This window comes from Enterococcus sp. AN402, assembly GCF_040719405.1.
In the GTDB taxonomy this organism is placed as follows: Bacteria; Bacillota; Bacilli; order Lactobacillales; family Enterococcaceae; genus Enterococcus; species Enterococcus faecalis.
The window spans coordinates 1,626,453-1,649,515 of record NZ_JBFDTM010000004.1 but is presented as its reverse complement, the minus strand read 5'-3'; the positions used below and the strand labels follow the sequence as shown (position 1 = coordinate 1,649,515).

The 23,063-nt window shown below is 36.6% G+C and carries 24 protein-coding genes; 17 read left to right on the top strand and 7 right to left on the bottom strand.

From position 1 onward, the window contains the following. Positions 1-111: 111 nt before the first annotated feature. A complete protein-coding gene (locus tag AB1I62_RS09415) occupies positions 112-2,025 on the bottom strand; it encodes a PfkB family carbohydrate kinase (RefSeq protein WP_010822941.1) in 1,914 nt (637 codons plus the stop codon). A gap of 146 nt (positions 2,026-2,171) precedes the next feature. On the opposite strand from AB1I62_RS09415, the gene rihC reads away from it, so the two are divergent. Genes rihC through AB1I62_RS09400 form a run of 3 tightly spaced genes read left to right on the top strand, consistent with a single transcriptional unit; the run spans position 2,172 to position 5,015 of the window. After that, a complete protein-coding gene (gene rihC / locus AB1I62_RS09410) occupies positions 2,172-3,125 on the top strand; it encodes a ribonucleoside hydrolase RihC (protein ID WP_002383111.1) in 954 nt (317 codons plus the stop codon). A gap of 16 nt (positions 3,126-3,141) precedes the next feature. Then, the gene (dcuC, locus tag AB1I62_RS09405; protein WP_367019253.1) at positions 3,142-4,515 is read left to right on the top strand and encodes a C4-dicarboxylate transporter DcuC; all 1,374 of its coding nucleotides are present in this window, start codon (positions 3,142-3,144) and stop codon (positions 4,513-4,515) included. 11 nt (positions 4,516-4,526) lie between these two features. Further along, positions 4,527-5,015, top strand: coding sequence for a GNAT family N-acetyltransferase (locus AB1I62_RS09400; protein ID WP_048737305.1), 489 nt, complete (start codon positions 4,527-4,529; stop codon positions 5,013-5,015). Between the two features lie 78 nt (positions 5,016-5,093). On the opposite strand, the gene AB1I62_RS09395 is transcribed toward AB1I62_RS09400, so the two are convergent. Next, complete coding sequence (locus AB1I62_RS09395; RefSeq protein ID WP_048737304.1) at positions 5,094-6,122, bottom strand: lactonase family protein; 1,029 nt, start codon at positions 6,120-6,122, stop codon at positions 5,094-5,096. A gap of 191 nt (positions 6,123-6,313) precedes the next feature. On the opposite strand from AB1I62_RS09395, the gene clpX reads away from it, so the two are divergent. Both clpX and yihA read left to right on the top strand, forming a co-directional pair. Continuing rightward, on the top strand, positions 6,314-7,567 hold the full coding sequence (gene clpX / locus AB1I62_RS09390; RefSeq protein WP_048737302.1) for an ATP-dependent Clp protease ATP-binding subunit ClpX: 1,254 nt from the start codon (positions 6,314-6,316) through the stop codon (positions 7,565-7,567). Positions 7,568-7,664: 97 nt separating this feature from the next. Continuing rightward, the gene (yihA, locus tag AB1I62_RS09385) at positions 7,665-8,246 is read left to right on the top strand and encodes a ribosome biogenesis GTP-binding protein YihA/YsxC (protein ID WP_002357155.1); all 582 of its coding nucleotides are present in this window, start codon (positions 7,665-7,667) and stop codon (positions 8,244-8,246) included. Between the two features lie 16 nt (positions 8,247-8,262). On the opposite strand, the gene AB1I62_RS09380 is transcribed toward yihA, so the two are convergent. After that, positions 8,263-8,415 (bottom strand): SPJ_0845 family protein, encoded by a 153-nt coding sequence (locus tag AB1I62_RS09380; protein WP_002362024.1) that lies wholly within the window; start codon positions 8,413-8,415, stop codon positions 8,263-8,265. 177 nt (positions 8,416-8,592) lie between these two features. Here AB1I62_RS09380 and yidD point away from each other — a divergent pair, with 177 nt between their 5' ends. Beyond that, positions 8,593-8,895: a membrane protein insertion efficiency factor YidD gene (gene yidD / locus AB1I62_RS09375; RefSeq protein ID WP_002357157.1), complete on the top strand. Its 303-nt coding sequence runs from the start codon at positions 8,593-8,595 to the stop codon at positions 8,893-8,895. A 2-nt stretch (positions 8,896-8,897) separates the two neighbouring features. Further along, positions 8,898-9,779: an ROK family protein gene (locus AB1I62_RS09370; protein ID WP_048737301.1), complete on the top strand. Its 882-nt coding sequence runs from the start codon at positions 8,898-8,900 to the stop codon at positions 9,777-9,779. Between the two features lie 40 nt (positions 9,780-9,819). Here the strand turns inward: AB1I62_RS09370 and AB1I62_RS09365 are convergent, their stop codons facing one another. Then, positions 9,820-10,431 carry an aromatic acid exporter family protein gene (locus AB1I62_RS09365; RefSeq protein ID WP_002365791.1) on the bottom strand — a complete coding sequence of 204 codons (612 nt, stop codon included), beginning with the start codon at positions 10,429-10,431 and terminating at the stop codon, positions 9,820-9,822. Between the two features lie 102 nt (positions 10,432-10,533). Between AB1I62_RS09365 and AB1I62_RS09360 the strand changes: the two genes are divergently transcribed. The 5 genes from AB1I62_RS09360 (at position 10,534) to AB1I62_RS09340 (ending at position 15,419) form a co-directional block, all read left to right on the top strand. Then, a complete protein-coding gene (locus AB1I62_RS09360) occupies positions 10,534-11,493 on the top strand; it encodes an aromatic acid exporter family protein (protein ID WP_002360063.1) in 960 nt (319 codons plus the stop codon). A 117-nt stretch (positions 11,494-11,610) separates the two neighbouring features. Beyond that, the gene (locus tag AB1I62_RS09355) at positions 11,611-12,564 is read left to right on the top strand and encodes a hypothetical protein (RefSeq protein ID WP_367019251.1); all 954 of its coding nucleotides are present in this window, start codon (positions 11,611-11,613) and stop codon (positions 12,562-12,564) included. Positions 12,565-12,718: 154 nt separating this feature from the next. Next, on the top strand, positions 12,719-14,056 hold the full coding sequence (gene murC / locus AB1I62_RS09350; RefSeq protein ID WP_002357163.1) for a UDP-N-acetylmuramate--L-alanine ligase: 1,338 nt from the start codon (positions 12,719-12,721) through the stop codon (positions 14,054-14,056). A gap of 198 nt (positions 14,057-14,254) precedes the next feature. After that, positions 14,255-14,740 (top strand): MaoC/PaaZ C-terminal domain-containing protein, encoded by a 486-nt coding sequence (locus AB1I62_RS09345; protein ID WP_002357164.1) that lies wholly within the window; start codon positions 14,255-14,257, stop codon positions 14,738-14,740. Beyond that, positions 14,733-15,419: a Bax inhibitor-1/YccA family protein gene (locus AB1I62_RS09340; protein ID WP_002357165.1), complete on the top strand. Its 687-nt coding sequence runs from the start codon at positions 14,733-14,735 to the stop codon at positions 15,417-15,419. Before AB1I62_RS09345 ends, AB1I62_RS09340 begins: the two co-directional genes overlap by 8 nt. Positions 15,420-15,464: 45 nt before the next feature. Here AB1I62_RS09340 and AB1I62_RS09335 read toward each other — a convergent pair whose 3' ends face one another. The 3 genes from AB1I62_RS09335 to AB1I62_RS09325 form a co-directional block, all read right to left on the bottom strand. Next, positions 15,465-17,267, bottom strand: a complete 1,803-nt coding sequence (locus AB1I62_RS09335) for a glycerophosphoryl diester phosphodiesterase membrane domain-containing protein (RefSeq protein WP_002377127.1) — start codon at positions 17,265-17,267, stop codon at positions 15,465-15,467. Positions 17,268-17,366: 99 nt separating this feature from the next. Beyond that, the gene (locus AB1I62_RS09330) at positions 17,367-17,966 is read right to left on the bottom strand and encodes a VTT domain-containing protein (RefSeq protein WP_002357169.1); all 600 of its coding nucleotides are present in this window, start codon (positions 17,964-17,966) and stop codon (positions 17,367-17,369) included. A gap of 230 nt (positions 17,967-18,196) precedes the next feature. After that, positions 18,197-18,571, bottom strand: a complete 375-nt coding sequence (locus AB1I62_RS09325) for a VOC family protein (protein WP_002419919.1) — start codon at positions 18,569-18,571, stop codon at positions 18,197-18,199. A 197-nt stretch (positions 18,572-18,768) separates the two neighbouring features. Here AB1I62_RS09325 and AB1I62_RS09320 point away from each other — a divergent pair, with 197 nt between their 5' ends. The 5 genes from AB1I62_RS09320 to AB1I62_RS09300 all read left to right on the top strand — a co-directional run bounded on the left by AB1I62_RS09320 (position 18,769) and on the right by AB1I62_RS09300 (position 23,016). Then, positions 18,769-20,130 (top strand): Nramp family divalent metal transporter, encoded by a 1,362-nt coding sequence (locus AB1I62_RS09320; RefSeq protein ID WP_002360069.1) that lies wholly within the window; start codon positions 18,769-18,771, stop codon positions 20,128-20,130. A 107-nt stretch (positions 20,131-20,237) separates the two neighbouring features. Next, positions 20,238-20,762, top strand: coding sequence for a ribosome maturation factor RimM (gene rimM / locus AB1I62_RS09315; protein WP_002360070.1), 525 nt, complete (start codon positions 20,238-20,240; stop codon positions 20,760-20,762). After that, a complete protein-coding gene (gene trmD / locus AB1I62_RS09310) occupies positions 20,752-21,492 on the top strand; it encodes a tRNA (guanosine(37)-N1)-methyltransferase TrmD (protein WP_048737299.1) in 741 nt (246 codons plus the stop codon). The genes rimM and trmD overlap by 11 nt, the downstream gene beginning before the upstream one ends. Before the next feature lie 143 nt (positions 21,493-21,635). Next, entirely contained in the window at positions 21,636-21,983 is a 348-nt protein-coding gene (gene rplS / locus AB1I62_RS09305) for a 50S ribosomal protein L19 (protein ID WP_002357176.1), read from the top strand. 370 nt (positions 21,984-22,353) lie between these two features. Beyond that, positions 22,354-23,016 carry a hypothetical protein gene (locus AB1I62_RS09300; RefSeq protein ID WP_367019248.1) on the top strand — a complete coding sequence of 221 codons (663 nt, stop codon included), beginning with the start codon at positions 22,354-22,356 and terminating at the stop codon, positions 23,014-23,016. Positions 23,017-23,063 lie beyond the last annotated feature (47 nt).

The window sequence follows — 23,063 nt, the reverse complement described above, 5'->3', positions numbered from 1 at the left end:
TAATAACTTCTCTTTTATTATAATAGTTCGCCTAATAAATTGTAATAAAAAAGAACAATTCTCATTGGTTTATGAGAAAATAACAAGATATTCAGCAGGAAAACACCTGTGTCAGTCGACACAGGTGTTACGATGAGCAAAAAGAGCGGGTTCTTTTTTTATCAAATAATTTTCCAAAGTGACGTGATCAACTAAAGAATCAATCACCCCTTCTTTAGAAACTGAAAATCCTGCAGCCTGAATTGCTATTTGAATGGCTGCTTCAGTCGGATAACCTTTCGAAAGATAGGAGGCGAGCGCGCTGATAAAGCTGTCACTGGCACCAGTACTATCCACAGCTATATTTTCTGTTGCAGGGAAATAGTGGCACACTTGGGGTGTTTTTAATAACACGCCTTTTTTTCCTAAAGTAACAATGACATTTTTTACGCCCATTTCTAAGAAGTACGCCGCTTTCTCTTCTAATGTACCAGTATCTGGTTGAAGTTCCAATAATTCATCTTCATTGGGAATGAAAAAATCAACCTTTTCTAGTATATTCACTGGAATATGATGAATAGCAGCTGGTTTTAAAATAATCGGTACGCCTGAATGTTGGGCGATTTCACAAGCTTTCTCTACAGCAGACAAAGGAATTTCTGTTTGAATGAGACAAAAACTGGCATCCATAAATAGGTGTTTTTGCTGTGCGATTTTTTTAGGCGTAAGCGCTGTGTTTGCACCAGGTAAGATTGAAATCATGGAGTCGCCGCTTGTCTCAACATAAATATAAGCTTGACCAGTCTCAGTATCTTGAATACGTGTGATACCATCTGTCGTAACGTGGTATTTTTCTAATTCTTTATATAAGTAATTCGCATCTGTGTCTGAGCCTAAACAACCAATTAAGGTGGCCTGATGGCCCAGTTTGGTTAAGCCAACAGCTTGATTTAATCCTTTTCCGCCGGGGAATTTAGCATAGCTAGACAAAAAATTTGTTTTGCCGTTATGTGGTAAATTTGTTGAATACAGATAATTATCAACGTTTAAACTACCCACTACAATCATTTTGCTATGTGGATTAACACTAGACATGCCTAATGTATTTTTGTGATCTAGCACCAATTTTTCAGCCTCATTAATCAAGGCTGTTTTTTCTTTGCGTTTGTTAAGCAATAATAAGGCTAACTGGCTGCCAAACGTCTCTGTGTCTAATAAGACGGAAGAAATATGATCAGGTAAAAATGAACGATCAATTTTTCGCTTAATTGCGAGTAAAGAGTAATTATCGGGGGTTCGCAAACCGCTCTGCTTTAAAAGCTGTTCCAAAAAAACAGCCTGGGTATAGTCATCAGTAAGGATACCCGTAATCCCATCTGTGATAAGCTGATTACTGAAATCAGCAGGGATAGTAGTTAAAATATTTTCTTTACTAAAGGGTAAATTGACATCAAACAAGGCTTTTTTATAGCCTGCAATAATTGCTTCTTTATATTTTGGGTTAGTGACGAAATAACTAATTTTTTTATGGTTATTCTGTAATAATTCTTGGGTTAAAACATAACTAGCTTCTTCATAAAGACCCGCTAGAGAAGGTAATTCGTTAGTTGAGTGATTGACGAAATAGTAAGGAATCGTTAATTCTTCTATAAATTTCGCGTATTGTTTACTGTTTTCATTGATTGGGTCCCAAATAATGCCACTGGCTTGTTTTAAAGTTGGCGAGGTAATATTTTTCAGTTCTTGTTCTAAACTACCGTGACTATTTAAAATTAAGCAGCTATAGCCATTTTCTTGAGCTTTATCAATAAAGCTCGTAACCCAAGCCTCAAAAGTTTCATGGCTATTTAATAATAACACGAAGGTTTTTGTAGTACTATTTGTGACGAGATTTGCTGAGTAAGGTGTGTAGTTGTAATCTCGAACGATTTTTAAGACACGCTCACGGGTTTCTTTACTAATAGTTTGATCTTTATTATTTATAATTTTGGATACAGTTGAAGCGGAAACGCCAGCTAATTTTGCAATATCTTTAATATTCATCATTTTCGTCCTTTCACTGAACTCTTTTTTATAGTAAGCATTCTAAAAGCAGAAAGTCAAGAAAAAGCCTAATTATTTATTATTTAGAAATTCTGCTTGACTTTTAATGAAAGCGCTGTTAATCTCAAATTAAGAAAACGTTTCCGGAAATGTTTTTCCTAAATGTGAATGGAGGAAGAAAAATGGATACAAAGAAAAGACCAATCATTATTGATACGGACCCAGGAATTGATGATGCTGTAGCTTTAGCGATTGCACTGAATCATCCTAACCTAGAAGTTCGCTTAATAACGACGGTTGCAGGGAATGTAGATGTAGAAAAAACAACAAATAATGCCTTGAAACTTGTCGATTTTTTTGGGAAAAAGGTTCCTGTAGCCAAGGGGTGTAATTGTCCGTTACTTATTCAATTGGAAGATTCTGCTGAGATTCATGGGGAGACTGGCATGGATGGCTTTGAGTTTCCGCAACCTATCTCTACGTGTTTAGATATTCATGCAGTGGAAGCTATGCGAAAAGAAATTCTGTCTAGTGATGTTCCTTTGACCATTGTTCCAATTGCTGCATTAACGAATATTGCTTTGTTACTGACCCTCTATCCAGAAGTCAAAGAAAATATTGCAGAAATCGTCATGATGGGTGGCTCATTAGCAAGGGGAAATACAAATACAAGTGCCGAATTTAATACGTATGTCGATCCACACGCTGCACAAATTGTTTTCCAATCAGGTGTCCCGCTAACAATGGTAGGATTAGATGTTACAAGTCAAGCTGTGTTAACGAATCATGAAGTAACAGCCATCAGAGCGCTTGGTAGAGTGGGGGAAATGTTTTATGGTCTTTTCCGTCATTATAGAGGCGGCAGTTTAACTACAGGTTTGAAAATGCATGATGTCTGTGCGATTGCCTATTTAACTTCACCAGAATTATTTGAGACAACTGAAACGTTCATTGAAGTTGCTTTGGAAGGTCCAGCTGCGGGAGCTACTGTTGCGGATTTAAAAATGAAGTATCATAAAAACACGAATGCCGTTGCCTGTATAGATGTAAACGTTGAAGCTTTTCAAAAATGGGTTGTCGAAAAAATGAAAGCGGTTAATTAACTGAAGGAGGATAAGTATGATTGAAAGTTTATTGGTATTGGTCGTTTTAGTTGTTGTAGCCTATTTGATTGTAAAAAATTATCATCCCGCACTCAGCTTAATTATTGGTGCGCTTGTTCTACTTGCATGTGCATGGATGTTAGGACATCCCATTTATCCTGCAGGGGAAGGAACCGGTTTTGGATTATTTGATATTTTCTTGAAGTTTAAAGATACAATTATTGCACAAGTGAGTTCAGCAGGAATTGTAATTATGATTCTTTTTGGTTATTCAGGCTATATGAATGCAATCGGGGCCAATCAGATGGCTGTCAACTTTTTGGTGAAACCATTAATGAAGATTAAACGTAAATCGTTATTTGTCCCTGTGGTCTTTTTAATTGGAAATTTAATGTCACTGGTAGTTCCTAGTGCATCAAGCTTAGCGATTATTTTAATGTCTATATTATATCCGATGCTAGCCAGCATGGGGATTTCATCATTAACTGCTGCAGGTGTGATTGCAATGACGGCAACTATCATGCCAACACCTTTAGGCGCGGATAACGTAATCGCCGCAAATACCCTTGGTTATGATGTGTTAAATTATGTTATATGGAATGCCAAAATTTCGCTGCCATCGTTATTAATCATTGCGGTTGCACAGTACTTCTGGCAAAAATACTGCGATAAAAAAGAAGGTGATGCTGCCTATGTCTCATTAAATGAAGAAGGCTTAAGCAAACAAAAAGAATTTGATGTTCCTAAATTTTATGCAATATTGCCAATATTACCGCTATTATTAATTGTTGGAGTGGGAATCGCAGGAATGTTTATTAAAGGAATAACGATGGATATTTTTGTTCTTACATTTATTTCTTTCTTCATCGCTGTATCGGTTGAGACGCTTCGCTTGAAATCTTTTAAAAAGGTTCAAGATACGGCTGTCGAGATGTTTAAAGGAATGGGGCAAGGGTTTAGTCAAGTTGTGATGCTTGTCGTAGGCGGTTCATTGTTCACGTCTGCGATTCAAACGTTAGGAATTATTGATAGTATTATGGCATCTGTCGAAGCATCAAGTTCAGCAGGAATTGTCACGACCTTAATTTTCAGCGGTGCAACGACCCTTTTTGGAATTTTAAGCGGTGGTGGACTGGCAATGTTTTATGCGGTTATCGAACTAATCCCTGGAATTGCCGAAAAAGCTGGGATTGATGGTATTTTAATTTCCTTGCCAATGCAGATGATCGCGAATTTAACTAGAACGATTTCTCCTGTAGCAGCAGTTGTCATGATTGTCGCATCAACAGTAGGAGTTAGTCCCATCAGAATTTTAAAACGGACGAGTGTACCGACCATCATTGGCATTATTAGTGTGATTGTCTTGTCGATTCTATTGTTACCTTATTAAGAGAATAAACAATGAAAATTAGAGTGGCTGATGAGAAAGAGTTACCGATGATTCTTCAATTTTTAACAGAAGTAAAGGCATACATGGATGTTGTGGGCATTACACAGTGGACAAAGGACTATCCTTCTCAAGGAGATATCCAAGAAGACATTACAAAAAAACGGTTGTATTTGCTAATGCACGAAGAAATGATTTTTTCAATGGCAACGTTCTGTATGGAGCAGGAACAAGACTTTGTTTGGCTAAAGCGCTTTGCAACTTCGCCTAATTATATTGCCAAGGGTTATGGCAGTTTGTTGTTCCATGAATTGGAGAAACGAGCAGTCTGGGAAGGAAGACGTAAAATGTATGCTCAAACTAATCATACTAACCATAGAATGATTCGATTTTTCGAAAGTAAAGGGTTCACAAAAATTCATGAATCTTTACAAATGAATCGCTTAGATTTTGGCTCTTTTTATTTATACGTTAAAGAATTGGAGAACCAATCCATCGTTTAAAATAAGAAAACAGGAGTCAGATGCAAAAATTATTTAGCATCTGACTCCTGTTATTTTCCAAGGAAATAGTCAACTTAATTATACAAATAAAACACAAACACATTCGGGAACAGCAACATCTTTTTGAATCATTTCTAATAAGCCTGTTTCTTGGTTCCGACGATAAAGTGTTAAGTTATCAGAGTCTTGATTAGCAACAACGATGAAATCTTCAGAAGGATCTAAATCAAAATCTCTCGGAATATCGCCTTCTGTTGAAATTAATTGAATTCGTTCAATCGCTTCGCCATTTTCTGAAACAGCATAGACAGCAATTGAGTTATGGCCACGGTTTGAAGCATAAAGGAAACGGCCATCAGAAGAAATACGAATTGCAGCACCACCATTAAACGCATCATAATCAGCAGGCAAAGTAGAAACTTTTTGTAATTCAGTAAAAGAACCATCTGTTTCATCATATGAAAGAACTGAAACAGTGCTATCTAACTCACCAAATAGATAGGCCAATGATTTTGTTGGGTGGAACACTAAATGACGTGGACCAGTCCCTGGCTCAGTCACGAATTGAGCGATTTCAGAAAGCTTTCCATCTAAGCTAACATTATACGTATACACGCGATCGGTTCCTAGATCACAGACGACTAAGCGTTGATCAGGCGTCAAATCTGTGTAATGAACATGGGCATTGTTTTGATTTTCATGAGGACCAGTTGGCTCTGTATGAATCACTTTGTCAGCATCTTCCAAAGCACCATCTTCTAAGATACGATACACGTGAACGATACCTTGGTGATAATTTGCTGCATAGACAAGTTGTCGGTTTTCGTCAACAGCTACATAACATGGCGGTGCACCTTCTTCAGTTACTTTATTCAATAAATTAAAATGGTCCATTTCTGGTTGATAAGCGGCAGTGCCACCTTCACCGTCAACACTAGTGACGCTAAAAAGTTCGCCCTTTTGACTCAGAGCAAGATAGGTAGGACTCGTTTCTTCTAACAAAAGTGTCGCTTCTGTTAAACGACCTTGTGTCGTATCTAATGCAATTTTATAAATGCCTTGGCTGGCTCTTCGAGTATAGGTACCTAGTAAAATTTGTTCTAACATCACAATTCCTCCAATTTGTTTCAACACAATCACTTTTTATGAAAGTGCTTTTATATAATGTAGTATACCATAAGAAGTCTAAGAACAATAAAACTTTCTATCTGAGATGTTCGCATTTTAAAGTGGTTTGTGCTATTATGATGAGAGACTGTGATGACAGTCATTTTTTGATTTTTAGAGGGGTGACGAACATGTACGACAATACGGATAATAACGGGACCGTTCGTTGTTCATTTTGTGGGAAAACACAAGAAGAAGTAAAAAAAATTGTTGCTGGTCCGGGTGTCTATATTTGTAATGAATGTATTGATCTATGTAAAGAGATTATTGATGAAGAATTTTATGATGAAGCAGTCCGAGAATTAACGGATGTGCCAAAACCCCAAGAAATTTTAAATGTTTTAAATGAATATGTTATTGGACAAGAACGTGCAAAACGCACACTTTCTGTTGCTGTTTACAATCACTATAAACGTGTGAATCAATCAGAAACAGCTGCAACTCAAGATGAAGTTGAATTGCAAAAAAGTAACATTTGTTTAATTGGACCAACAGGTTCAGGTAAAACTTTCTTGGCTCAAACGTTAGCAAAAACATTAAATGTACCTTTTGCAATCGCTGATGCGACCAGTTTAACAGAAGCAGGTTATGTAGGGGAAGATGTTGAAAATATCCTTTTAAAATTACTACAATCTGCTGACTATAATGTTGAACGTGCGGAAAAGGGCATTATCTATATTGATGAGATTGATAAAATTGCCCGTAAGAGTGAAAATGTTTCGATTACTCGAGATGTTTCAGGTGAGGGTGTTCAACAAGCCTTACTAAAAATTCTTGAAGGAACAGTTGCAAGTGTACCACCACAAGGGGGCCGCAAACATCCACATCAAGAATTTATCCAAATTGACACAACGAATGTTCTCTTCATCGTTGGTGGAGCATTTGATGGAATTGAAACTATTGTTAAAAACCGCTTAGGCGAAAAAACTATTGGTTTTGGTAAAACTAATTCTGCTTTAAATGAAGAAGAAAGCATCATGCAACATATTATTCCAGAAGATTTATTGAAATTTGGTTTAATTCCAGAATTTATTGGACGCTTACCTGTAATGGCTGCGCTTGATAAATTAACGAATGATGATTTAGTTCGAATTTTAACAGAACCGAAGAATGCCTTGGTGAAACAATATCAAAAATTATTGTCTCTTGATGACACTAAATTAGAATTTGAACCAGAAGCATTAAAAGCCATCGCAGCCAAAGCCATTGAACGTAATACTGGCGCACGCGGACTTCGTTCAATCATTGAAGAAATTATGATGGACGTAATGTTTGATGTTCCTTCAGATGAAAGCATTGAAAAAGTTATCATTACTAAAATGGCCGCTGAAGGTACCGGTAAACCAACAATTATTTATAACAAAAAAGATAAAGAAGCTGTATAAGATTGAAGCTGAAAACAGCTCTTTCGGCGGATCTCCGAAAGAGCTGTTTTTGTTAAGCTTTTGAATGAAAGACTGAACAGAAGAACGGAGGAAAACAATGAACGTACATAATGCAGAAATCGTGATTAGTGCGGTATCCCCTAAACAATATCCTGAATCTCAGTTACCGGAGATTGCTTTAGCTGGACGTTCGAACGTTGGGAAATCATCTTTTATTAATACCTTGATTAATCGTAAAAATTTAGCAAGAACTTCGGGTAAACCTGGTAAAACGCAAACGCTAAACTTTTATTTAATTGAGGATGCCTTACACTTTGTGGATGTTCCTGGCTATGGTTATGCCAAAGTTTCTAAAACAGAACGTGCGAAGTGGGGAAAAATGATTGAAACGTATATCACGCAACGTGAGCAATTACGTGCAGTCGTTTCTTTAATTGATTTACGTCATCCGCCGACCCAAGATGATATCCAAATGTATGAATTTTTGAAATACTATGATTTGCCAGTTATTATTGTGGCAACTAAGGCAGACAAAATTCCGCGGGGCAAATGGAACAAACACGAGAGTGTCATCAAAAAAGCCTTGAATTTTGATAAACAAGATGACTTTATTATTTTCTCTTCTGAAACAAAAGAAGGAAAAGAAGCAGCTTGGACAGCAATTGAAAAGTTTCTATAGAAAAAAACAAGCAAAATTACTCTTTTGCTTGTTTTTTTGCTTCTTCTTTTTTTGCTTCTTGTCGTTGTTTTGCCAGTTCTTCAAGAGGTACTTCTTTCTTTAATGGATCAACGGCGAAAGAATCGAAGAGTTTATCTAAGTCATTGGAACGTTCAAATTTTAATCCCATTTACTAAGCCTCCATTCCTTTTTTTATAGTGTAGCACGTTTTTTTTCATTTGGATAGCAACAGAAATGTAAGAATTCGTCATAGGTGCACCTGGTGTAATTTCTCGTAACTAAGACTTGCCAAACATGAAAAAACAAGCTATTCTTTAGTAAGAATTAGTTAGAAAGAAGGCACTTTATGAAAAATCCGTTAATCGGCGGTGTTCGTTTTTATCAACGATTTATTTCTCCAGGATTGCCTGCACGTTGTCGCTATTACCCAACGTGTTCACAATATATGATTGATGCAATTCATACACATGGAAGTGTCAAAGGAACAACGATGGGGGTAGCACGGATTTTACGATGTCATCCTTTTGTTAAAGGCGGCATTGACTATGTTCCGTTGAAATTTCGCTTGACGAAAAATCCTGATGAGACCTATCATGGACCGTATACGTATCGAAGAAATAAGAAAACAGAAGTAGAAAAGGATGGATAAATATGGCAATTTTAGCATTTGATCTTGGCGGTTCTTCCGTGAAATACGGCGTTTGGACAGGCAAAGAATTAACAAATCAAGGGAGCTTTCCAACACCTGGCTCTTGGGAAGAAATGAAAGCGCATTTATATTCGGTTTATGCAGACAAAAGAAATGAGTCGATTAGTGGTGTTGCTTTTAGTTCACCTGGAGTAGTTGACGAAAAAAGTCAACAGATTTTAGGGATTTCCGCCATTCCATATATTCATCATTTTAACATTTATGAAGAATTAGAAGCGTTGTTTGGCTTACCAGTGACTATCGAAAATGATGCGAATTGTGCTGGTTTAGCTGAGATATATGAAGGCGCAGCGAAAGGAAAAAAAGAAGTGCTTTTTGTCGTTATTGGGACAGGAATTGGTGGAGCGATTTTTCGCAATGGCGAATTGTACAAAGGCGCTCATTTATATGGAGGCGAGTTTGGACTGAACTTTTTAAGTAATGGCCAAACATTCAGTGAAATTGGCACAGCTGTCAAAATGGCTCAGCGCTATTGTGAACGAATTGGAGTCGAAAAACAGGCGGTGACAGGAGAAGAAGTTTTTGAACTGGCACAACGAGGGGATGAGGTTGCTCGCGAAGAAGTCAATAATTTTTATGATTATTTAACACAAGGATTATTCGGCTTACAGTTTTCTTATGATCCTGAAATGATTGTACTCGGAGGCGGTGTTTCTGCTAAAGAAGGCTTATTAGCAGAGATTAATCGCCGGATGCTAACGCATTTACAAACCTTTGAATTAAAAGATTTTGTTCCAGAAATCGTGACCTGCCATTATCAAAATGATGCCAACTTGATTGGCGCAGCCGCCAACTTTCAAGCAAAAATGAATTGGGAACTATAAAGAAACAGCCGATTGTTGTTCTCTTCAATCGGCTGTTTCTTTATTTATTTGCCTTGTCGTCAGTGTTTTCTTCTGCGGCAATCCGCGCTTGAACTTGTTGGCGTAAAGCTTCTAGTTCTTTTTCTTTCTTTTCTAATTCAGCTAAATCTTCAGAAATTTCATGGGCTTCTTCTGCTGGCTTAGGTTGTAAAAAGACGTTTAAACCAATCGCTATAAAGGTCCCAATGAATGTATCCAACACACGTTCCATTGCATATTGAAAGGAATCGCTTTGCGGAATACTTAAAGAAATCATTAAAAGTGTCGCAGTTGCAGAAATGATTCCAGCATTGTTATTAATCCCATCAGAAACAACGATGACGATAATGACTAAAAGTGGTAGTAGCAGTAATTCTACTAAGTGTTGATTAGGAAAATAATCTTGTGCTAATACATAAAGCAAAGCTAAAAAGCCACCCAATGTGTTTCCAATAATGCGCGATTTTCCAAAAGACAAACTAGTATTTAAATCTTGTCTTAGCGAAAAAACAGCTGCTAAACAGGCAATCATAGGTGAGCCACGATGGAAAAATTGAAATAAAAGAATACACAGCATGACAGCAATTGCTGTTTTTAACGTTCGCATGCCTAAACGAAATCGACCCACTATCATAAATATTCGCTCCTAAATAACTTTTCTCTTTAATGATAACCGAAATAGAGGTAAAATTACTAGAGAAAAGTGAAGAATTATTATTTTTTAAGGGGAGTATGCATGAAAATTGGTTTACGAACAGTCAAGACAGCCATTAGCGCTGCATTAGCAATGATTATTGCGGAAAAACTGGGATTACTTTATGCCCCTTCGGCAGGGATTATTTCGGTTTTAAGTGTTACTAGCACGAAAAAAACATCTGTCATGACAGGGATTTATCGTTTGTTATCCTTAGCTTTAGCAACTATTTTAGCGTATATTTGTTTTACTTTTTTAGGTTTTACAGCGATTGCTTTTGGTATTTTTTTGTTATTATTTATTCCAGCAGCTGTGTATTTTCAATTATCTGATGGGATTGTTGTGAGTTCCGTTTTGGTAACTCATTATTTAGTCGAAAAAAATCTTTCTTGGGCGATTATTGGAAATGAGTTTTTATTAATGAGTATTGGTGTGGGACTAGCGTTATTAGCTAATTCTTATATGCCTGATACAGAAAAACGTTTAAGAGAAGACCAAGAAGTCATTGAAACAATGTTTCGTAAAATTTTAAGGGAAATGGCGCTACATTTAAACAACGCTGCAGGAGAGCGAAATTTGGTCATGCATTGTGCAGATTTAAAAACCTTTATTCGCACAGGCGAGACGTGGGCCAAAAATCATGCCGAGAATCAATTGCTGTCTACCAATACGTATTATTTAGAGTACTTTGCGATGAGAAAAATGCAAAGTAATATTCTAAAAAACATGTTGGAATTATTAGAAGATATTACTGTTGATGCGCAACAAGTTCGTTATATTCAACAATTGTTGGAATATACGGCAGAAACATTTGCAGAGAATAATGATGGACAAGAAATTATGAATCGAATTAAGACCGTTTATGAAACCTATCGCACAAAACCATTGCCGCAAACAAGAAGTGAATTTGAAAATCGGGCGCGACTCTTTCAGTTTTTACAATTGTTTCAGTCATTCATTCAAGTCAAAGCGGACTTTGCCAAATTACAACTAGATAAATAAACAAAAAAGAAACCTTTTTAAACGGAGGTTTCTTTTTTTGTTCTCTTAAAAATTCAGGCAAGTTCTTTAGTATTCATTGAGAATGTGTTAAACTAATGAGAAAGAAAAATAAAAGGAATGACCGCAATGGATAATGCTCAAGTGAAGAGAAAACATTTCCGTTTTCCAGCATATGATGATGAACAGGGCGTAAAATTACCAACAGATAATGAACGTAACTTATTTCAAGATGATCTGATTGGTAAAGCAATGTCAGGTAGCAGAAGAACTGCAACATCTGCCGAAGATACCAGACAAAGCACACCATCCGTCCAACAACCAACAACGAATCAATCAACTACAAATAAACAAACACAACAATTAACAGCAGCACAACAAGAGCAATTAGCACGTCATCGTTCTAATTTGCCAGACTACACAAAACATGCTAGTAAAGCAACGAAAAATAAACAAGCAACGAAAAAAAATAATAGCCTTTTTGGGACGCCAAAAGGAAATGGCTGGACACAAACGTATAAAAAAAAAGAAGTCGTAGCGAAACCAAGTAGACCTGCCACATCACCATTAGTGCAGAAAACGACACCTTCTTATTTTGTTCCTAAATATATCCCGGCTTCTGTGATTCCTGAGGAACAGGAACCTAGTTTTACTGAAGAAGAGTTGCTAAAAGCAATGAAAAAAGATCGGCGTTCATATGTCATTCTTGATGATGAACCAACGGCTTTTCAAGTGAAAGATACGGAAGAAGATCCAACGGTGCGGAAATTTAATATTCCAACCTCAGAACCTGAGATTCCTTTAACTAGACGACAATATCAACAAATCAAACCAGACTTAGAACGTTTTGGCGAAGATGCGTTGGATTTACGTTCGCGTTCCCGTTTGAATGCCGCAAAGAAAAATGCTAAAAGTCAAACGGCTTATGGGAAAAAATTAGCTAAAGCGAATGCTCAAGTGGAGCCGGAAGCACCTGTGACAGAAGAAAAGAAAAAGGGCATCTTGGATAAACCATTAAGTGGGATGCTAGAAGATTCAAGTTCTGTATTAGAAAACAGTAAATATTTTAGTTAAGAGATGAAACTTGCATGTGGAATTGAAACATGTAAGTTTTTTATTCTGTTTTAATAGTTGATTATTTTTTTGTTTTATACGATAATGAATCTCGTATGATTGAAATTTTTTTAAAAAAGGTATGTTTTATATAGTGACAGAGAAGAGGATTATAATGGGAAATCAAGAGAACAAATTATACCATTTTGTCGGAATTAAAGGTTCTGGCATGAGCTCATTAGCGTTGGTCTTACACCAAAAAGGCTACAACGTTCAAGGATCAGACGTAGAAGAGTATTTCTTTACACAACGGGATCTTGAAAAATCAGGTGTCCCTATTTTACCATTTAATGCAGATAATATTGATAAAGACATGATTGTTATTGCTGGAAATGCTTTTCCAGATACCCATGAGGAAATCGCCCGCGCCATCGAATTAGGCGCAGAAGTAATTCGTTACCACGATTTCATTGCTCGTTTTATCGAACCGTACACAAGCATTGCTGTAACAGGGTCACATGGGAAAACAAGTACGACTGGTTTGCTAGCACATGTATTAAGTGGTATCAATCCAACTAGTTATTTAATAGGGGATGGCACTGGCCACGGCGAACCAGATGCTGATTTCTTTGCATTTGAAGCGTGTGAGTATCGCCGTCATTTCTTGGCTTATTCACCAGATTATGCGATTATGACGAATATCGATTTTGATCATCCAGATTACTACAAGAGCATTGAGGACGTTTTTTCAGCGTTCCAAACAATGGCTCATCAAGTCAAAAAAGGAATTTTTGCTTATGGTGATGATAAGTATCTTCGTCAGTTAGAATCAGAAGTGCCAGTATATTATTATGGCGTCAGCGAAGAGGATGATATCCAAGCCCGAAATATTCAACGAACAACGGAAGGCTCATCTTTTGATGTTTATCACAAGGATGATTTTGTAGGTCATTTTGTCTTACCAGCATTTGGCCATCACAATATCATGAATGCGCTAGGTGTGATTGCTGTGGCTTATTTTGAAAAACTTGATATGCAAAAAGTCGCAGAAGAAATGCTAAGTTTTAAAGGTGTAAAACGTCGTTTTAGCGAGAAAAAAGTCAGTGACATGATTATTGTTGATGATTATGCGCACCATCCAGCTGAAATTAAAGCAACGATTGATGGCGCTCGTCAAAAATATCCTGATAAAGAAATTATTGCTGTCTTCCAGCCACATACATTTACACGAACAATTGCCTTAATGGATGAATTTGCTGAAGCACTGGATTTAGCAGATGAAGTATTCTTATGTAATATTTTTGGCTCTGCGCGTGAAACACAAGGCGAGGTACGCATTGAAGATTTAGGTGAAAAAATTCAAAAAGGTGGACAAGTAATTACCGAAGATAATGTGTCGCCTTTACTAGATTTTGAAAATGCAGTGGTTGTCTTTATGGGCGCTGGCGACGTTCAGAAATTTGAACAAGCCTACGAAACATTACTAAGTAACACAACTAGAAACGTTTTATAAGAGAACATAAAAAAAATCGGGACAGGGGTATCTGGCTTCAAAAAATAAGAAGCTGCTCCTGTTCCGTTGTTTGTTTTTAGAATGCTAGCATGGTAGATAAGTTGGTTTTGTTTAAACATCCTTTAAGGACTACTTTTTAGCTTGCCTTTTAAGTACATTTTGGTACAATTATCTTATCAATAACGGAGGTGTACTAATTTGAATATCGGAAAACCGAGAAAATTAGGCAAAACCATCGAAGATATCGAAGAGGGAGATTCGTTGTCCTTGACAGAGTCAATTGAAGACAAGGACTTATTACTTTACTTGGGCTTGACCAATGATGCGAATCCTTTATATATCCAACATGATTATGCCCAAAAAACAGAATATGAAAAACCAATCGTACCATCAATTATGCTGATGGGGATTATCACTAGTGCGATTTCAAAACATTTACCAGGACCAGGTTCACATGTTGTGAATTTCTCTGTGAACTTTGTGGAACCCGTTTTTCATTACGAAACATTGACTTTCCAATTAGAAGTAATCAAAGTCGACAAAATGAAAGATGTGATTACCATTTCAGTTGAGGCTGTTAATGAGCAAGAAAATCGCGTGTTAGATGCAGTGGTGATGGTTCAACCACCCCAAGTGACGATTGATGAACTAACAGAGAAAGAAGGGACTTTAACTTATGAATAATCAAGAGTATATCCAAACTGGCACAGGTTTGAATAAATTTTATGCCAAAATTTACGGATTTTTAGCGTTAGGAATTGGTATTAGCGCAATTATGGCTTATGCCATGACAACTGTCTTTTTACCTGTTCTAGCTACTTTATTCCAATCAAGCTTAGCTTTTTGGATGATTTGGCTTGTTGAAATTGGCTTAGTTTTATATCTAGGCGCAAAAGCACAGAAGAATCCAACCATTGCGATTGCAGGATTTGTTGCGTATGCATTATTAAATGGTGTCACTTTATCCGTGACGTTATTAATGTATACTGGTGGAACAGTGGCCGGCGCATTTTTAAGTGCAGCAGCTACCTTTGGCGCGATGTCATTAGTAGGTGTCTTTACGAAGAAAGACCTATCAGCAGTTGGTCATGCCGCTTATAGTGCCTTAATCGGAATTATCATTGCGATGTTGCTAAATATGTTCCTTTTACACAGTAATGCTGTAGAATTCTTTATTTCCATTTTAATGGTCCTAATTTTCTCAGGGATTACTGCTTACGATAACCAACGTATTCGCCAAGTCTATGCGCAAACAGGTGATCAAGCAGGTACTGGGATGGCCGTTTTCTTCGCATTACAATTATACCTTGACTTCATCAACTTATTCTTAGCTTTCTTAAGAATTTTTGGTAAAAACAACTAACATGAACGTAAAAGAGCCAATCTGCTCAGCAGATTGGCTCTTTTTTTAACCCATTCCAATAGCGAAATTCAACAGTTTATCGGAGTATGTTGGGTTTTCTAAATCGGTTTTCATTGTTTCGTTCAGTAGACTGAGCTGATCGGTAATGATGCCATCGACGCCATAAAAAATCATTCGTGTCATAACATCTTCATCATTTGCTGTCCAAGCATAAACTTTTTTCCCATCATGATGAGCGGCATTTACAAAGTTACGATTCATTGTACTGTATTCCATAGTAAAAAAGTCAACTGGCATTTTAGGCGGTCCCACAATGTTGAAAGGAATAACGTAACCTACATAAAAGCGTGGTTCTTCTTTCTTTAAGGCCATCGCCGTATCATAGGTTAAGGTATGAAGGATATGGCCGTTTTCTAAAATATTTTCACGGTATTGTTTGACAAAGCGCTGTACTAAATCAGGGCTATCTTGAGGCGTGGTTTTGATTTCAATTAATAAACGTTGTTTTAATTGATTGGCTTTGGCTAAATAATCATCGAAAGAAACCATTTTAGCAGTTTGACCATTTTCTGTGACATTCATATTCGTTAATTCTTTAAGTGTTAATTGATTCGGTCGTTTATTAACGCCCGTTAACGCCCGTAAATTAAAATCGTGCATGACAATAAATTGATGGTCTTTGGTTTCTTGAATATCCATTTCAACATAATCAGGTTTTGCCTTATTGGTCTCGATTAAAGAATCCAAGGTGTTTTGAACGCCATTGTTACCATTAACACCACGATGGGAGATGGTAACCGGTTTTCGGTCAGGTGTATGACTTAGGTAATTCGTATTATAGGTGCCTACACCAATTCCGAAGATGATTGCAATCAAACAAAAAAGAACGACTCTGAAGGTGGTCCATTCTACCCGAACCTCTGATTTCGGGGTGAACCATTCTGGCGTGTCAGGCAAAATCCCTTCATCCTCCATATCATCAACAATAATGTAAAAAATAGCAACACTAGACAACACCAAGTTTAAGAGCATCATAACCTGAAGGAGCGTCATAGCGATGACAGCGCTAGGTAAAGACCACTCAGGTTTAAATGTTTCGACGGCGGTTTGACCTAAAAATATCAAGAAATAGCCAGCCGTAAAAATCCCTAAAACAGTTCCTCCAATGATAATAAATTGCCCTAAAATCTGGAAAAAGCGCCGCTTTGTAATTTGCCAACTACGTTTTAAAGACTCACGAAAACCAACATCACGTAAAATCAACTCTGGAAGGGCAAAAGCAAGTCGAATCGCTAAATATAAGATAATCAGTTCTAACAATACGAAACCAATAATAATAATGACGCGATTTGCAAAAATAAAATCTAAGATAAAGGCTGGAATCTTAACTCTTGTTAATAAATAAGAGCGGAAGGTTAACCCACTTAATGGTAAAATCAAAAAGAAATATGCCAGGAAAAACAGAAAGGTAATTCCTCGAACTTTTTTGATCTGAAGCAAGGTGCCGTGCAATAATTGCGTTAGAGTAATTGCTTGCTTTTTCTTAATAAAATAGACACTAAGCAATAAAAAGGTAAATTCAAAAAAGAGTGCCAATAAAATTAACAGCCCAATTAGTAGAAAAGTCAAAAGGACATAGGGATGTTGCGTAGCAATTGCCCCTAAGTTATCGTAGGAAATATAATCAATCCCACCTTCTTTGAGTACCAATTTGGACAAACTTGTCAATAAAGGCAATAGAACGAATAACATAAATCCGTGCATCAAGAGCACATCGCGAAAATACGCCGTTGTCCCTTTAAGAAAATCTAGCGTATTCACAATACTATTTTTAAAATAACTAAACATCAAAAGTCCCCCAGTTTCTACCAAAATTCCATAATAAAAGGACTAAATCAAACTGACACAGGCAGAGTTTTGATTTAGTCCGTTCGCTTTTTTATTTATTTACATTCCCAGTAAGCTAGTTAAAAATGTACCGCCATAAATTAACGCAAGACTATATAAATAGATAGAAGCAGGTTTTGCTAATAGAATAATCAGAGTAAATTTTTTCACAGACATTTTTGTTAAACCGGCCATTAAACAAAGCGCATCATCCGGTGCAATCGGGAAGAAAATTGCTAAAGCAAACAATCGTTCAAAACGTTTTTCATTGTCTAACCAACCGATATACTTGTTATATGTTTTATCACTGACAAGGCTCATAATGAATGGTTTCCCATAATTACGACCTAATAAGAAAATGATAATAGAGCCAAGTGCAATACCAACGTAATTATAGACGAAGCCCATTGTTGGCCCGAAAATCAAGACCCCTGCAGCACAGCTAACACCACCAGGAATAATCGGAATAACCACTTGAATAATCTGAATTAACATGAAAATAATCGGACCGAGAATGACAGATTGCCCTACTAGTCCTCTTAGTGCATTGATGTCCTTGAAGACACCTAATCGGATAAAATAGATGGTTGCAATTATGGTTGCAACAATGCCCAAAATGGAAATAATATTAACAATTTTTCTAGATAGGGTAACACTCACATTTCTCATCTCCTTTAGTTATACTCATCGTACTTTTAGTATATAACTTTTTATCAATAAAAAACATCGTTTGTTCTTTCTGCAAACGAACAAAGTTGTAAGATACACATCATTTGATAAGTTTATTATACAAAAAAAGAGACAGAAAAGACATCCTACTTAAGACCCATTCTGCACTGATCTTTCGAAAGAGAGTTAAAGAAACGAAAGTGGCGCATCTTTTAGGAATATTATAGAGGGGCAAAGAGTGAAATTAAATTTGCATCCACGTCTTTAATGATTGCGTATCGTTGGCCCCAAGGTGCATTCCAAGGTTCTTTAAAAACAATGTAACCAGCTTGGCTCATTTTTTTCACGGTGCTATCAACTTCTGCGGCCGTTTCACAAAGAAAAGCAAGTTCAATTTTATCGCCTTGCTGGCTAGGCGCAAACCCATAGACACCAGTAATCATTTGTAGTGAATTTAAAGAAATCCTGACGCCATTGTTTTGTAATTCTGTGTAATCAGGCGAAGCTTCTCCCAGCACGTTAAAACCTAGCGTTTGGTAAAAAGAGAGTGCTTGTGTCATATCGTTGACGATAATACCGACCATATCTAACTTCATCCTCATAACCTCCGATCTATGATAAAATAAGTGTAAGGGATTTTTTGGTAAAAACCAAACGATTTATAGCGAAAGTGCTTAAAAAAATTAGAATGTAACAGTTTACAACGAAGAATAAGAAGACTATAATTATGTTAACTAGTTTTAGGTGTACCTAAAAGTGAAATGTGTGAACAAGATAGATTGAGGGATGTTGGATGAAAGAAAAGAAAACGGAAAAAATGCTTAATTATGCAAATGGACCTAGTTTAGAAGAGATAAATAATACCGTCGAGGTACCTAAAAATGCTAGCTTTTGGCGAACTTTGTTAGCCTATAGCGGACCTGGCGCTTTAGTGGCTGTTGGTTATATGGATCCAGGAAATTGGATTACGTCAATTGCTGGCGGAGCGGAATATAAGTACACGTTACTTAGTGTGATTTTGCTTTCTAGTTTAGTTGCCATGTTACTACAAAGTATGGCTGCACGCTTAGGAATCGTGACAGGAATGGATTTAGCCCAAGCGACTAGAGAGCATACAAGTAAACGAACGGGCGTTGCCTTGTGGGTGGTGACGGAGTTAGCCATAATGGCAACAGATATCGCTGAGGTAATTGGTGGCGCCGTTGCTTTGCAATTATTATTTGGTTTTCCATTATTAATTGGTGTGTTGATAACAACGTTTGATGTTTTATTACTTTTGCTACTGACAAAGTTAGGCTTTCGCAAAATCGAAGCAATTGTTTCTTGTTTAATTGCAGTCATCTTTTTTGTTTTTGCTTATGAAGTGGCATTAGCAGATCCAAATGTTGGTGAAGTATTACGAGGTTTTATTCCAGACACAAAAATAGCGACAGATAAATCCATGTTATTTTTAGCCTTGGGGATCGTTGGAGCGACAGTCATGCCTCATAACTTATATTTGCATTCTTCCATTGCGCAAGCTCGGAAATTTGATCGTAACGATGATGCTGAGAAAGCCAAAGCAATTCGTTTCACTACTTGGGATTCAAATATTCAATTAACTGTCGCTTTTGTCGTAAATTGTTTGTTGTTAATTTTAGGAGGAGCATTATTTTATGGAACTAACAGTGAATTAGGTAAATTTGTTGATTTATTTGATGCTCTGAAAAATCCAGATATTGTTGGTAATATTGCTAGCCCAGTGTTAAGTATTCTTTTTGCAATTGCTTTACTGGCTTCGGGTCAAAATTCAACGATTACAGGTACGCTGTCAGGACAAATTGTAATGGAAGGCTTTATCCATTTAAAAATGCCGTTGTGGGCACGACGAGTGTTAACTCGTTTGTTAGCAATTGTGCCAGTCATTATCTGTGTCATTATTTATGGCGGTAGCGAAACGGCTGTTGAAGACTTGTTGCTTTATACGCAAGTTTTCCTAAGTATTGCTTTGCCAGTGTCGATTATTCCTTTAACGATGTATACAAGTGATAAAAAATTAATGGGCCAATTTGCGAATCCAGCGTGGGTGAAATTTTTAGCTTGGATTATTGCTATTGCCTTGACGTTATTGAATTTATTTTTAATTTATGGCACATTAACTGGTTTAACGAATTAATAAAAACAAAGGCTGACTAGAAAAGTTGGCCTTTGTTTTTTCATAGAATTTGCGCGTAAGAAATGGTAGAATAGGAAAGATGAAATACAAGGAAGAGAGGCTTTCACGTGACAGATTATTTAAATGTAGGAAAAATTGTGAACACACAAGGAATCAAAGGAGAAGTTCGGGTCATTTCGAAAACGGATTTTCCAGAAGAACGTTATCAAAAAGGGGCAACGTTACTGCTATTTCAAGAGAAAAAAGCACCAATTGAATTGGTCGTGAAGTCCCACCGCAAGCATAAGAATTTTGACATTTTAAGCTTTGAAGGACATCCAAATATCAACGATGTTGAAAAATATCGTGACGGTATTTTAAAAGTTGCAAAAGACAATCTCGCTGAATTGGCAGAGGACGAATTTTATTATCACCAAATCATTGGTGCCACTGTTTATGATGAAACCGGTAGTGAACTGGGAAAAATTAAAGAAATTTTATCTCCTGGTGCGAATGATGTGTGGGTCGTCCAACGACCAAAGAAAAAAGATTTACTTTTACCGTATATTGAAGGCGTTGTTACAAAAGTCGATGTCGAAAATCAACGGATTGATGTGGACATTCCAGAAGGATTGATTGACGATGAGAATTGATGTATTAACTCTTTTTCCTAGAATGTTTGAAGGACCAATGGGGGAATCAATTATTGGGAAAGCTCGGGAAAAGCAGTTATTAGAATTGAATGTCTCTAATTTTCGCAATTTTTCAGATAACAAACATCAAACGGTCGATGATTATCCGTATGGCGGTGGCGCGGGGATGCTTTTAAAAGTACAACCGATCTATGATAACCTAAAAGCAATTGAAGAAGAGACAAACCAGCAACCAAAACGGGTCATCTTATTAGATCCGGCAGGAAAACCGTTTAATCAAAAAATGGCCGAGGAATTTTCACAAGAAGAACATTTAGTTTTTATTTGTGGACATTATGAAGGCTATGATGAGCGAATTCGCACGATGGTCACAGATGAAGTTTCATTGGGGGATTATGTCCTAACAGGTGGCGAATTAGGTGCGATGGTTATGATTGATGCAACAGTCCGTTTATTACCTGATGTCTTAGGTAACAATCTTTCTGCACAAACGGATTCACATTCCACTGGCCTATTAGAGCATCCACAATATACCAGACCTGCTATTTTCAATGATATGGAAGTCCCTGCCGTGCTAACGAATGGTAACCATAAATTAATTGCAGAATGGCAACTAAAAGAATCATTACGACGGACCTTTTTGCGTCGACCTGACATGTTGGAATCAGTAGAAATGACGCCTGAAATGTTGAAGTTATTAGAGGAAATTAAACAAGAAGAGCAAAAATAAGGGAACTTTCAAGAAAATTCTCTTTACAGCTTATTTTGTCTGTGGTAAACTAATTTGGTGAGTGCAATGCGCTCTAACTATTACAATATTCCGCTGTGGCAGAAGTGACCATAAGAATATTTGGGAATAAGGAGAAGGATAAAATGAATCCATTAATTCAAGAATTAACACAAGAACAATTACGTACGGATATTCCTGCGTTCCGCCCTGGTGACACTGTTCGCGTTCATGCGAAAGTAGTCGAAGGTACTCGTGAACGTATCCAGTTATTCGAAGGTGTTGTAATTAAACGCCGTGGTGCTGGAATCAGCGAAACTTACACAGTACGTAAAGTTTCAAATGGTGTTGGTGTGGAACGTACATTCCCATTACACACACCACGTGTTGCTCAAATTGAAGTGGTTCGCTACGGTAAAGTACGTCGTGCAAAACTTTACTACTTACGCGCATTACACGGAAAAGCAGCTCGTATCAAAGAAATCAGAAGATAGACACGGAAAAACTTTCTTGAAAATCTGAAATTTGTGAAAAGTCCTTGTATATCAAGGACTTTTTCTTTTTTCTCTATCATAGGTTTAAATTATATACAGATGTTTTGTACTATTTTTTATCATATTCCCCTAAATTGTCCTAGATTTTCTGACTTTGACTATCTGAGTCGTCAAAATAGGTCAAAAATTAGTAGTCAACTTGACGACAAATTTAATACGTAGAATACCAAAACATTTACCGAATTTAGCGACTTTTGAGCCCGAGTTGCTAAAAAGACTGACTTTTTTTAAAAAAAGCAAAACATATACTTTTTTGCTAAAAAGTTGGTGTGATAGATTTCTATTTAAATAAATTGTAGGAGTTTTCATCATGAGACAAGACGATAGACGTGTCGTATGGAAAAATACAAGTGATTTAAAATTGATTTTACTGATTTCTGAATTTATCGAAAAACATGGAATAAAATCTAGTCGGCAATATCAGAAGGAACTTTCGAAAAATCCAAATTCTGTCCCGAGTATGTGGTTTATTAATCAAAAATATGGTTCATGGGAAAACTTATTGGTTAGTATTGGTTTTGAAAATACTGAGTATGGAAAATGGAAACGAATATCAGAAAAAGATTTACTGAAAATAGTAGAATCTTTTATTAAGACAGAGAAAATAACTTCTCAGCGAATGTATGAACAAAAATCAGTGGGGAAAGATGTTCCTTCATTAAGTACATTAAAAAAGAGATTTCAAGATGTAAGACCTCTGTTTAAAAAGAGAATGGATAAACCATCACTTACTGATTTTGAACTATTATTAGAATTAAGGAATGAAATAATACGTTTAAATTTAGAAAATGATCTATCAATGACGAAGTTTCGAAAACTTGTTCAATCATCAAGTTTACCGTCAGTTGATACAATTATGAGAAGAACAAATAAAAACTGGGAGGAGTTGATGGCGGAAATAGGATTCGATTATAGAAGAGTAAAAATCAGTAAACAAAGAAATAACTTATCTAAAAAGACTAGAATTAAATAAGTATTTAGTTTAGTAAAGACGTCCAAAACATAAAATGGGCGTCTTTT